This window comes from Sphingobium sp. RAC03, from assembly GCF_001713415.1.
Lineage (GTDB): Bacteria > Pseudomonadota > Alphaproteobacteria > Sphingomonadales > Sphingomonadaceae > Sphingobium.
Genome location: NZ_CP016456.1, coordinates 2,967,615 through 2,979,475 on the forward strand (window position 1 = coordinate 2,967,615; position 11,861 = coordinate 2,979,475).

General features: G+C 63.6%; 10 protein-coding genes and 2 tRNA genes. 4 read left to right on the top strand and 8 right to left on the bottom strand.

Going from position 1 to position 11,861, the window contains the following annotated elements; translation table 11 throughout:
• The first annotated feature begins 37 nt into the window (after positions 1-37).
• Together ppdK and BSY17_RS18880 are read left to right on the top strand one after the other, a co-directional pair.
• Positions 38-2,740 carry a pyruvate, phosphate dikinase gene (gene ppdK / locus BSY17_RS18875; RefSeq protein ID WP_069066630.1) on the top strand — a complete coding sequence of 901 codons (2,703 nt, stop codon included), beginning with the start codon at positions 38-40 and terminating at the stop codon, positions 2,738-2,740.
• 416 nt (positions 2,741-3,156) lie between these two features.
• Positions 3,157-4,095 (top strand): IS110 family transposase, encoded by a 939-nt coding sequence (locus BSY17_RS18880; protein ID WP_069065375.1) that lies wholly within the window; start codon positions 3,157-3,159, stop codon positions 4,093-4,095.
• Positions 4,096-4,182: 87 nt separating this feature from the next.
• Here the strand turns inward: BSY17_RS18880 and BSY17_RS18885 are convergent, their stop codons facing one another.
• On the bottom strand, positions 4,183-4,662 hold the full coding sequence (locus tag BSY17_RS18885) for a hypothetical protein (RefSeq protein WP_069066631.1): 480 nt from the start codon (positions 4,660-4,662) through the stop codon (positions 4,183-4,185).
• Between the two features lie 140 nt (positions 4,663-4,802).
• On the opposite strand from BSY17_RS18885, the gene BSY17_RS18890 reads away from it, so the two are divergent.
• Together BSY17_RS18890 and BSY17_RS18895 are read left to right on the top strand one after the other, a co-directional pair.
• Positions 4,803-4,879: transfer RNA gene (locus BSY17_RS18890), tRNA-Arg, on the top strand.
• Positions 4,880-4,935: 56 nt separating this feature from the next.
• Positions 4,936-5,012: transfer RNA gene (locus tag BSY17_RS18895), tRNA-Arg, on the top strand.
• 15 nt (positions 5,013-5,027) lie between these two features.
• Here BSY17_RS18895 and BSY17_RS18900 read toward each other — a convergent pair.
• From BSY17_RS18900 to BSY17_RS18930, 7 genes are all read right to left on the bottom strand, one after another.
• Entirely contained in the window at positions 5,028-6,476 is a 1,449-nt protein-coding gene (locus BSY17_RS18900) for a cobyric acid synthase (RefSeq protein ID WP_069067085.1), read from the bottom strand.
• Between the two features lie 46 nt (positions 6,477-6,522).
• Positions 6,523-6,741 carry a hypothetical protein gene (locus BSY17_RS18905; protein WP_043151364.1) on the bottom strand — a complete coding sequence of 73 codons (219 nt, stop codon included), beginning with the start codon at positions 6,739-6,741 and terminating at the stop codon, positions 6,523-6,525.
• A gap of 31 nt (positions 6,742-6,772) precedes the next feature.
• Complete coding sequence (locus tag BSY17_RS18910) at positions 6,773-8,032, bottom strand: N-succinylarginine dihydrolase (RefSeq protein WP_069066632.1); 1,260 nt, start codon at positions 8,030-8,032, stop codon at positions 6,773-6,775.
• Complete coding sequence (locus BSY17_RS18915; protein WP_069066633.1) at positions 8,029-9,045, bottom strand: arginine N-succinyltransferase; 1,017 nt, start codon at positions 9,043-9,045, stop codon at positions 8,029-8,031. The genes BSY17_RS18910 and BSY17_RS18915 overlap by 4 nt, the downstream gene beginning before the upstream one ends.
• Positions 9,046-9,063: 18 nt before the next feature.
• The gene (locus BSY17_RS18920; protein ID WP_069066634.1) at positions 9,064-10,275 is read right to left on the bottom strand and encodes a hydrolase; all 1,212 of its coding nucleotides are present in this window, start codon (positions 10,273-10,275) and stop codon (positions 9,064-9,066) included.
• 46 nt (positions 10,276-10,321) lie between these two features.
• A complete protein-coding gene (locus BSY17_RS18925) occupies positions 10,322-11,221 on the bottom strand; it encodes a DUF481 domain-containing protein (RefSeq protein WP_037474646.1) in 900 nt (299 codons plus the stop codon).
• A gap of 88 nt (positions 11,222-11,309) precedes the next feature.
• Positions 11,310-11,795: an RNA pyrophosphohydrolase gene (locus BSY17_RS18930; protein ID WP_069066635.1), complete on the bottom strand. Its 486-nt coding sequence runs from the start codon at positions 11,793-11,795 to the stop codon at positions 11,310-11,312.
• Between the last annotated feature and the right edge of the window lie 66 nt (positions 11,796-11,861).

The following is an 11,861-nucleotide window of genomic DNA, read 5'->3' on the forward strand; positions in this document are numbered from 1 at the left end:
GCAATATAATCGGCAATCAGTGCAGGGAGAGCCGGGAATGACTGAGACACAAGAGGCCATCATGACCACCACCGCGACCCGTTATGTCTATCGTTTTGGCGGCGGCGTGGATGATGGCGGGCAGGGCGACCGCAACCTTCTGGGCGGCAAGGGCGCGAACCTCGATGGCATGGCCGCGATCGGCCTGCCAGTGCCGCCGGGCTTCACCATCACCACGGAAATGTGCACCCGCTATTATGAAGATGGCGGCGTCTATCCCGACAGCGTGAAAGCGGAAGTCGCCACTGGCCTCGCCCATATCGAAGGGATCACCGGCAAGAAATTCGGCGACGCCGCCGATCCGCTGCTCGTCTCGGTCCGGTCGGGCGCGCGCGCGTCGATGCCCGGCATGATGGACACGGTCCTCAACCTCGGCCTCAACGACGAAACCGTCATCGGCCTCGCCAACACATCGGGCGACGAACGCTTCGCCTGGGACAGCTATCGCCGCTTCATCCAGATGTATTCGGACGTCGTGCTGGAACTGGACCATGGCGCGTTCGAGGAAGCGCTCGAAGTCGCCAAGGAAGATCAGGGCTACAGCCTCGACACCGAAATGACCGCCGATGACTGGAAGGCCCTGGTCGCCGAATATAAGGCGCTCGTGAAGAAGCTGTGGGACAAGCCCTTCCCGCAGGATGTGCATGACCAGCTCTGGGGCGCGATCAGCGCCGTGTTCGGCTCCTGGCAGTCGGAGCGCGCGAAGGTGTATCGCCGTCTCAACAACATCCCCGGCGAATGGGGCACCGCGGTCAATGTGCAGGCGATGGTGTTCGGCAATATGGGCGAAACCTCCGCCACCGGCGTCGCCTTCACCCGCGACCCGTCGACCGGCGAAAATGTCTATTATGGCGAATTTCTGATCAACGCGCAGGGCGAAGATGTCGTCGCCGGCATCCGCACCCCGCAATATCTGACGCTCGCCGCACGGGAGCGGGCAGGGGCCAAGCCGCTGTCGATGGAAGAGGCGATGCCGGAAACCTATGCCGAACTGGCCAAGGTGTTCCAGATCCTCGAAACCCATTATCGCGACATGCAGGACATTGAATTCACCGTCCAGCAGGGAAAGCTGTGGATGCTCCAGACCCGGTCGGGCAAGCGCACCGCCAAGGCGGCGTTGAAAATGGCCGTGGATATGGCGCATGAAGGCCTCATCACCGAGGAAGAAGCCGTCGCCCGCGTCGATCCCGCCGCGCTCGACCAATTGCTTCACCCCACGCTCGATCCCAAGGCACCGCGCGATGTGCTGACCAAGGGGCTGCCCGCCAGCCCCGGTGCGGCTTCGGGCCTGATCGTGTTCGACGCCGACACCGCCGAGCGCCGCAACGAAATGGGCGACGCCGTCATCCTCGTCCGTGTCGAAACATCGCCGGAGGATATTCACGGTATGCACGCGGCCAAGGGCATCCTGACCGCGCGTGGCGGCATGACCAGCCACGCCGCCGTCGTGGCACGCGGCATGGGCCGCCCCTGCGTCTCCGGCGCGGGCGGCATCTCGATCGACAGCAAGGCGAAAGTCCTGCGCATCGGCGGCCGTGAATTGAAGGAGGGCGATATCCTCACCCTCGACGGGTCGACCGGCGAAGTCATGGCGGGCGAAGTGCCCACCGTGCAGCCCGAACTGGCGGGCGACTTCGGCACGTTGATGGTCTGGGCCGACAAGGTGCGCCGCCTCAAGGTCCGCGCCAACGCGGAAACGCCGCAGGACTGCAAGGTCGCGCGCGAATTCGGCGCGGAAGGCGTGGGCCTCTGCCGCACCGAACATATGTTCTTCGACGCGGCCCGCATCACCGCCGTCCGCGAAATGATCCTGGCCGACAGCGAGAAGGGCCGCCGCGTCGCATTGGAACGACTGCTGCCCGAACAGCGTGACGATTTCGCACAGATCTTCATGGTCATGGCGGGCCTGCCCGTCACCATCCGCCTGCTCGACCCGCCGCTGCACGAATTCCTGCCCCATGCCGAAGCGGAGTTCGAGGAAGTGGCCAAGGCGGCAGGCGTGTCTGTGGACGTGCTCAAGCGCCGCGCCAACGAACTGCATGAATTCAACCCGATGCTCGGCCATCGCGGTTGCCGCCTGGGCGTCACCTATCCCGAAATCTACGAGATGCAGGCGCGTGCGATCTTCGAAGCGGCCTTGATCGTCAAGCAGCGCGGCGGCGAAGCGCCGATCCCCGAAGTCATGATCCCACTCGTTGCGACCCGCAAGGAACTGGAACTAATGAAGGCGATCGTCGATCGCGTCGCCGCCGAAGTCTTCGCTGAACAGGGCGACAGCGTCGAATATCTTGTCGGCACGATGATCGAACTGCCCCGCGCCGCGCTTAAGGCAGGCGAGATCGCGGAAGTCGGCGAATTTTTCTCCTTCGGCACCAACGATCTGACCCAGACCACCATCGGCATCAGCCGCGACGATGCGGGCCGTTTCCTCGGCACCTATGTCGACAAGGGCATTTTCGCGCGCGATCCCTTCGTCAGCATCGACGTTGAAGGCGTGGGTGAACTGATCCAGCTCGCCGCAGAACGTGGGCGCAAGACGCGCCCCGGCATCAAGCTCGGCATTTGCGGCGAACATGGCGGCGATCCGGCCTCGATTGCCTTCTGCGAGGAGACAGGCCTCGATTATGTTTCCGCCTCGCCCTATCGCGTGCCGATCGCCCGGCTGGCAGCGGCGCAGGCCGCGCTGGCAAAGAAGGCATAAGAAAAGGGCGGGGAGCAATCCCCGCCCTTTCTCTTTGTCGTCGGAGCCTGGGCTTAGAGCATGATGACTTTGAGTCGCATCACTCCGTTCGCCCTGAGTAGGGGCTGAGCTTGTCGAAGACCCGTATCGAAGGGTCGGTTGCGCTTATATCCTTCGATATGCCATTTGCCCTTCGGTCGTCTGCGACTCCGACTTCGCTCAATGCCTGTCCTTGCATATTGGGGTTGGCATTTATTTCAGCCTTGGTTGAATTGGTGCCGACCTGTCTGGGGTCATGACCCCGGACAGGTCGGAGCGGATAGGCTGTGCCTGTCCTTGGGCATAAAGCTCGCGATCCTCAGCAAAGCCGTCCGCTCCATCCATGATCGTCTCGAACGGTTGCCTGAGCCTTGAGCTCGTATGCAAGGTGGAGAAACATGATGTCGAACCAATATGTTGCCGTCGATGTATCTAAGGCGGCACTCGATATTGCCTTACCGGGGGCTAACGGGGTTTGGCGCCGTACCAATTCGGTGGCGGGGATCGCGGCTTTAAGAAGGCGGCTCGCGACCCTTGAACATCCCCATATCGTCTGCGAGGCAACGGGCCGCTATGGCCGGTTGCTCGCTCGCCAGATGGGAGCGGCGGGGATCGCCATGAGCATCGTCAATCCCAGGCAAGTGCGGGATTTTGCTAGAGCGAGCGGTCAACTCGCCAAAACCGATGCGCTTGACGCTGGCATCATCCTACGCTTCGCTGACGCCATGCAGCCCGCCAGAACACCGCCAACACCTGAAAATCAGGCTCGCCTTGCCGAGCAAGTGCGCAGAAGGCGGCAACTGGTCGGTATGCTGGTTACCGAAAAGCAGCGTCTGTCCGGCCTCGATGACGCCGAAACGCTGGCTTCGATCCGCGAGCACATTGCCTTCCTGCAAGGACAAATCGGCCAGTGCGATGCGCGCATAACGGCTGAAATCGCGGCTGATGCCACGCTCGCGCGCAAAGCTATGCTGCTGGAGTCTATTCCAGGCATCGGCGCCACGACAGCGGCAGTGCTGATCGCCGAACTCCCCGAACTTGGTATCGCTGACAAAAAGCAGATCGCAGCCCTTGCCGGCATCGCTCCCATGAACCGTGACAGCGGCCAGTGGCGCGGTCAGGCGCATATTACCGGCGGCCGACTCTCGGTCAGATGCGCGCTCTACATGGCAACATTACCCGCCATCCGCTTCAATCCAACCATCCGCGACTTCTACCAGCACCTCCGCGCGGGAGGCAAAGCGCCCAAAGTCGCCATCACCGCCGCCATGCGAAAACTCCTCATTATCGCAAACGCCATCGTCCAGCAGGATAAACCATGGGCCAATCTCGCTTGACACCCAATACGGTTGCTGAGCGCCTGCCTTGGCAGGCAGTCGAAGGGGCTACTCAGGACGAACGGTTCTGAGTAAAGTCATCACGCTCTAGCCGAACAGACCACGCTTGGCGGGCTTGGTCTCCAGCGTCCGGGCCTGACCGCGCCAATCCTCCTGAACGATCGTACCGGGCCGCAACCCCAGCCGCGCTTCAAGCGCCGCTTCCTGCTCGGCACCCAAGGCCGCGATCTGCTCGAAGCGCTGATAGCCCGCCTCGTTGAGCGACACTTCCTGCGCCTGGCTGATCCCGTTGATGCGGCTCAGATCATCGCGGTCATGCGTGGCACTGGCCGCAGCCACGCCCGCCGAACCGGCACCCACGGGCACCGCCTGCCGTTCCAGGTCGCGCACGCGCGTCTCGGCCGCCTCGATCCGCGCATCGCGTTCCTTCACCGATTGCCGGTGCAGCAATTGTTCGTCGCGCCAGGCCCGGCGATATTTGCCGCGCCCACTCATCATCAGGCCGAATATCAGGCCGATGACCAAAGCGATCAACAGCAGGGCAATGTCATTCAGGGTAAAGCTCATGGCGGGTCCTCCTGCCCATCCGAACGGTGCAGCGCGGCAAAAGTTGCCCTTTCCTCGTTCCGCTTCGGAAACGGGCCATAAAAGTGCAAAAAAGGGGCTTGCCCAAATGGCCGGGCGCTTCTATCTGCGCCTCTCCAAATGCACCCATAGCTCAGCTGGATAGAGCATCAGACTACGAATCTGAGGGTCGGGCGTTCGAATCGCTCTGGGTGCACCATTTTTCCGAAGGGCTTTATCGGTCGGGCTTCCAGCCTCTCCGCCGGTCTTTTTTCTGCACCCATAGCTCAGCTGGATAGAGCATCAGACTACGAATCTGAGGGTCGGGCGTTCGAATCGCTCTGGGTGCACCATTTTTCCCATCAGCGTCAGCCCATTGCCAGCGCGACCATCGCGTCGACATCGGTATGGGTTTCGAGCAGCGCGGCAACCTCGTTCAGCGCATCCTCGACCGACTGGTCATAATCCTGCCCCGCCGACGCGCTGCCCAGCCGCTGCAGCAGGGCGTCGCGCAGCTCTGTGCTGGCGAGCAGCCCATGGACATAGCTGCCCATCACCCGCCCATCGCGGCTGATCGCGCCATCCGGCCGATCGCCCAGCATCGCGAACGGCCGTGCACAATCCGGCCCGTCGGTCCGCCCCATATGCATCTCATAGCCGCCAACATCGGCCCCCAATGCCCGGCCACGCACCGCTTCCAGCGTCTTGGTCCCGCCCAGCACGGTTTCCACATCCAGCAGCCCCAGCCCCGCGACCGACCCCGGCGGTCCCTCCAGCCCGTCCGGGTCGGCAATCGTCCGCCCCAGCATCTGGTATCCGCCGCATATCCCCAGCACCGCGCCGCCGCGCCGGTGGTGCGCGCGTATGTCGATGTCCCACCCCTGCGCCACCATCGCCCGCATATCCGCAACGCTCGCTTTGGAACCTGGCAGGATCACCAGCGCCGCCTCGGCCGGAATGACCTGGCCCGGTCCGATCATGCGCAGGTCGACGCCCGGTTCCAGCTTGAGCGGATCGACATCATCGAAATTGGAAATGCGCGGCAGCACCGGGCAGGCGACCACCAGCGGCGCGTCGACCGAAAATTGCCGCCGCTCCAGCACGACCGCATCCTCGCTCGGCAGTCGCGCCACGGCGTCCAGCCACGGCACGACCCCCCACCCGCGCCAGCCCGACAGCATCTCGATCTGCACATAGCCATCCATGAACAAAGCCGGATCGCCGCGAAATTTGTTGATCAGAAAGCCCCGGATCATCGCCGCATCCTCCGGGTCGATCACGCTGCGCGTGCCCACAACCGCCGCGATCACGCCGCCCCGGTCTATATCGCCGACCAGGACCACCGGCACATTGGCGGCGCGGGCAAAGCCCATATTGGCGATATCGCCCGCACGCAGATTGATCTCGGCGGGCGACCCCGCGCCCTCGACCACGACGATGTCGCATTGCGCCTGCAACCGCGCATAGCTTTCCAGCACTGCGCCGAGCAATTCGCCCCGCGCGGCGCGGAAATTGCCCGATCCCAGCGTGCCGCGCACCTGGCCATGAACGATCAGTTGCGATGTCCGGTCGGCCTGTGGCTTCAACAGCACCGGGTTCATATCCGTATGCAGCGGTACGCCGCAGGCGATCGCCTGCAACGCCTGCGCCCGGCCGATCTCGCCGCCATCGGCCGTCACCGCCGCATTGTTGGACATATTTTGCGGCTTGAACGGCCGGACTCGATAGCCGCGCCGCACCAGCGCCCGGCACAGCCCGGCGACCAGCACCGACTTGCCCACGTCCGATCCGGTTCCCTGCAACATGATGGCACCCATGGCCATCCTCCCTGACCGGCGGGTGCCGTCAGCGCAAGCCCTTGAGCTATCCGTAGGTGCGCCGATATTCGAGCGTGTCCAATATCATGCCGCCGCCCATGAACACGGCGCCGGTACAGGCCAGCGCCAATAGCTGCCCGCCGGTGCCGGGATATTGCTGCATATAGGCGACGCCGCGCTCCGTGGCGCCCAGCGCGAGCGCGTAGATGATCAGAAACGCCTCGAACTTGGTCTTGACGATGAAAAGACGCTTGATCCGTTCCATTCCGATTCCATCCGGCGTTTGGCCCCCGCCATCACGGCATGAGATCGCCCGAAAGCTGCAAATGGTCAACAAGCGTTAACCATGATTGTTCGATCCGCGCGATCAACGTCGTATCGCCAAGGCCATCGGGCGCGATATCCTCCGGCCAATAGGCGGCCACGATGGCCGCGATGGCATCCAGCTTCGCCTCATCCACCAGGAAGCGTGGATCGATCGTCGCCGGATCGGCCACGATGCGCAGCCGCAGGCAGGCAGGCCCGCCGCCATTGGCCATGGACTGGCGCACATCGACCGGCACGAGTCGCCGGATCGGCCCATTGCCGGCGATCATCTGCTCCAGCCATTGCCATACGGCGGGTGTCTCCCGCGCCTCGGTCGGCAGCACGAGCGCCATCTCGCCCGTCGGCAGCGTCACAAGTTGAGCGTTGAAGAGATAGCTTTTGATCGCATCGGCCAGGCTCACCGCGCTGGCAGGCACCTCGACGATCTCGACGCAGGGCAGGGCGGCACGCAGATCGGCATAGAAGCCTTCCTTGTCCGCAAAGGCCAGTTCATGGGTGAACAACACCCGCTCATTGGCCACCGCCACGACATCATTGTGGAAAGCGCCCGCCGCAATCGCTTCCTCGGACTGCTGCACGAACAAAGTCCGCGCCGGGTCCAGTCCATGCCGCCGCGCCACGGCCTTGCTCGCCTCGACATGCTGGCGCGCGGGGAAGGGGCCGCCCGACTGGCCATAGACGAATATCTCCACCCCCGGCTGGTCATGCCATTCGGCCAATCGCAAATGATTGGCCGCGCCTTCGTCGCCAAAAGGCGGCGGCACCGGACCATGGACGGCAAAGACGCTCTGGTCGGAAAAGGCGACCCGCAATTGCGCCAATGTCTGCGGCCATTCATGGCTGCGGTGCGCCATCGTCACCAGATTCGCGACGGTCAAATGGGTGCGCCGGTCGCCTGTGTCACTGGCGGGCGACACCGTCGCCGCATTGGCCGCCCACATGGACGAGGCCGACATCGCCGCCGCACGAATATGCTGCTCGGCCGCCCCGACATCGGTTCCAAGCTGCGCCAGCCACGCCCCATCGGGCCGCCATTGCGGCAGGAAAATCCCCTGCGTCAGCCCCAGCCGGATATTGCCACGCATCTTCTCGATACCCTGCAACGCCGCCGCGCGTGGATGCGACACCGCCCCTGCATTGCGCGCCGACGCCAGATTGCCGATGCTCAAGCCCGCATAATTATGGCTCGGCCCGATCAGCCCGTCGAAATTAATCTCGGTAACGCTCATGCCCGCCCCGCCATGGTGAACTCTACCCCCGGTTCCAGTCCGATCCGCGCCGCGCTTGCCGCATCGAGCGAAACGATACCGTCCGCCTCCTGCACGAAACCCCAGGTGCAGCGATAGTCCGCCAGCCGCCCGGTCGCGATCAGCATCTTGTCGCCGCCCTTCTCATGCGTCGCGCCCAGCGTCACGTCGCGCGCGCCCGCAATCGTCTTCAACTGGTCGATCTGCCCGACCATCGTCGGCCCACCATCGAAAATATCGACATAGCCCGCATTGTCGAACCCTTCGGTTTCCAGCATCCGCATCGCCGCCCGGCCATTGGGGTGGGGCAGGCCGATGACCGCGCGCGCGCTGTCGGTCAGCATCGCGGTATAGATGGGCGTCTTGGGCATCAGGTCGGCGATAAACTGGTTGCCGTTCACCGCATTGAATTCGTCCGCCTCCTGAAAGCTCATGCCGAAAAAGCGCCCGGCCAAACCGTCCCAGAAGGGTGACCCGCCCGCCTCGTCGATCACCCCACGCAATTCGGCGATCACCTTGTCGCCGAAACGCTGCCGATGCCCGCGAATATAGAGATAGCGGCTGCGCGAGAGCAGCAGGCCCAGCCCCTCGGCCCGTTCGCGCGGATGCAGGAACAGCCCGCCGACCTCGACCGACCCTTCCAGATCGGTCGTCAGCGAGAGCATCTGCGCCCGGAATGTCCGGCCCAGTTCGCGGCTATGCTGGGTCAGCATACCCAGTCGATAGGAATAGAAAGGCCAGCTTTGCCCCACGGTCGAGAAAATCTGGCATGTGCCGCGCACCTGCCCCGTCTCGACATTTTCCAGCACCATGACGATCAACTCGTCGGCAATGCCATCCTCCGCCCGCGCCAGCGCCGCCTCGGTCCGCTCCAGCTTGGCGGCCAACGACTTGCGGTCAGGCGGCAGGTTGGTGAAGCCACCCCCGGTCAGCTTCGCCATTTCATAGAGCGTCTGCAAATCCTCCGCCCGTGCGGTTCGCATGATGAAACTCAAGCGCTTACCCTCTCTTCTTCATATTTTATATTTGCCTTGCGCGATCCGCAGCAGCGCTAGCGCCGACAATTGCGCCCGTTCGGGCAGGCTGTCGGCGATCAGAAATTCGGCATCGCTATGGATGCTCCCGCCGCGCACCCCCATCGTATCGACCACAGGCACGCCGCAAGCCGCGATATTATTGCCGTCGCACACGCCGCCGGTATCGCGCCAGCCAATCTCCAGCCCTAAGTCGGCGCCGCATTGCTTGACCAGCCCGAACAGGCGCTCGGCCTTGTCATTCATCGGCTTTGGCGGCCGTCCGAAACCGCCATGCAGATGCAGGCTGACGTCATGGTCGCGCGCCACATCGGCGATCGCCCGTTCGATCAGCGCGCGCGCCGCCGCCTCGTCCTGCGGCGTCCGGGGCCGGAAATTGACGCGCAGCACCGCATGGTCGGGCACGACATTATTCGGCCCGCCCCCCTCGATCTTCGCCGGATTGCACGAACAGTTGGGGCCGCTCCCGGCCTTGAGCCGCAGCGCGAGGTCCGCCGCCGCCAGCAGCGCGTTGCGCCCCTCATCGGGATTGCGCCCGGCATGGGCGCTGCGCCCCGTCACCACGATCGAGAAATTGCCGCTCCCCGCCCGCGCGCCCGCCAGCGTGCCATCAGGCAGGGCAGGCTCATAGGTGAAGGCCGCGACCTTGCGGGCCGCCATCGTCCGCAACAGGCCAGCGGAGGAGGGGCTGCCCACTTCCTCATCACTGTTGATGACGACGTCATAGCCAAGCATCTGCGCTGCCTCGGTCCCCTCGATCGCCTGCAGCGCCGACAGCATGACCGCAATGCCGCCCTTCATGTCGGCGACGCCCGGCCCGTTCAGCACGCCGGGTTCGATCCAGCGCTGCGCCTGGAACGGGTGATCGGCGGCAAAGACCGTATCCATATGCCCGGTGAGCAAAATCTGCACCGGGGCTTGCGGCCGCACCGACAGATGCAGATGTTCCCCGTGGATGATCGTCTCGACCCGTCCGTCGGCGCGCATCGTCTCGACCGGCACAGCGTCGATCAGTGTCAGGTCGCCCGGCAGCACGGCAAAGCTATCCGCCAGCGCGCTGGCCATCCGCGCCAGCCCGTCCAGATGCCGCGATCCGCTATTGATCGCCGCCCATTCCTGCACCTGCGCCAGCATAGGCGCAGCGGCGGCCCGCTCCAGCAGGGCGGCTTCGATCGATGATAAGGGGTTCATGGCAAGGGTCTATCAGAGCGCGCCGCGCGCCTCCACCCCCACCGCGTCAGAAGTCGTAGGTCAGCGTCAACCGGCTCAGCGTGTCCAGATCGCGTGCGCTCAGCAGCGTTTCCGACTCATATTGGACGTTGTAGGACAAGGCGGCCGACAGCCGCGCCGCCACCTTCGTCTCGATCGCGGTCAGCGAGTTGAGCGAATAAACCTCGCTCTCGGCATAGCCCGCCGCCGTCTGCTTGAGCGTCAGCGTCGGCGACAAGCGCCACACCGCCGCCATCGATCCACGCGCGCCGAGCTTCGTCTCGCGCTCGCCGGTCAGATATTTGGCGTGTCGCACCGACGGACCGATATCGACCTGCAGATCCAGCGGCTGGCTGACGATCAGCTTGTAGCCGATACCGACCGACCCGGTATAGCGTTCGTCATAACCGATCGACGTATCCCGCTCGAACTGTGTCAGCCCGTAGGCGAAGCCGCGCGGATCGAACTGATAGCGTGGCTCATAGCTCGCAAGATAGCGTTCGCGCGAGGTCACGCCATTGGCGCGACGATAATCCGCCGTCGCGCTCAGCTTGTGCGTCCATTGCAAGCCTGCGCGAGTCGCCGTGGCCGTGCCGCTCAGGCCCAGTTCGCTAGTGGAGCCGGTCGAGCGGAACCCGCCCGCCTCGACCCGCCCGGTCCATAATTCGGTGAAGCGCGCCTCGCGAATCACGGTGTCGTGAGTCGCCTTGGTCCGTTCCTTCCAGCTATTGACCATCCGCTGGATTTCGTCACCCGACGCGGGATTGGTCTGACGGGCGATCTTCGCAACGGTAGCGATCTCCGTCTCGCTGCCATTGGCGATCGCCGCCTCCAGCATTTCGCGTACCGATGACGGCAGCAAAACGGGGTCAGCGGCCAAAGCAGGGGCGGCAAACAGGAACGATATCAGGATCAAACATGCACGCATGGGTCCGTCATACCCGCTCGACCGCAAAACTTAAGCCCCTAAGTGCCTGTTTCGCGCACGGCCTGCCGCAGGAACGGTATCGCAACGGTCAGATCAACGATTTGAATTCCTGCAGGATATCGCGATACAGCTTGCGCTTGAACGGTACGATCAGTTCCGGCAACGTTTCAGGCTCGGCCCATTTCCAGCTGCGAAATTCGGGATGCTTGGTCTGAATATTGACGTCGCTATCCTGCCCCAGGAAACGAGCGAGATACCAATATTGGCGCTGGCCGCGATATTTGCCGCCCCATAATTTGCCCAGCAATTCAGGCGGCAGATCGTAGAAATGCTCATCCTTGGCCTTGGCGATGATCTCGACATGTTCCGGCCCTATACCGGTTTCCTCGCCCAGTTCGCGCAGCGCCGCGGCCTTGGCGTCTTCGCCCTCGTCGATCCCGCCCTGCGGCATTTGCCAGGCTTCCACGACATTATCGAGCCGTTGGCCGACGAAAACCTTGCCATCCCTGTTGACCAGCATGATGCCGACGCACGGCCGATATGCCATTTCCTGTTCATTGGGCGTGGAAGCCATAAATCCCCTGAATCTTTCTCATATGGTGCCACACACCCCAGCAGGGCACCGAACCTAAGGATAAGC